Raw genomic sequence first — 281 nt, forward strand, 5'->3', positions numbered from 1 at the left:
CAGTCAGCAGATTTAGATCTGGCACGTAATATTGTTTTGAATGCAAAGTTGCGACGCACAGGTATATGTAGTGCTGTTGAGACAGTTCTTATTGATCGCCAGGCATTAGAAAAGTTTCTTCCTATTTTGACTGCTTTACAGAAAAAAGGGTGTGAAATCCGCGCAACAGAAGATATTGTTTTTCTTATGCCAGACGCCAAATTAGCCTTTGAAGAAGATTGGTCGCACGAATATCTTGATGCGATTGTGTCTGTTAAGACGGTTGAAAGTGTTGAGGGAGC

At 40.9% G+C, this 281-nt stretch carries 1 pseudogene; it reads left to right on the forward strand.

The window, feature by feature from the left end:
* Nucleotides 1-281: pseudogene (gene proA, locus ACFINO_RS11065) on the forward strand (gamma-glutamyl-phosphate reductase); the annotation flags it as partial.

It is taken from the genome of Bartonella sp. AA83SXKL (assembly GCF_042196965.1).
In the GTDB taxonomy this organism is placed as follows: domain Bacteria; phylum Pseudomonadota; class Alphaproteobacteria; order Rhizobiales; family Rhizobiaceae; genus Bartonella.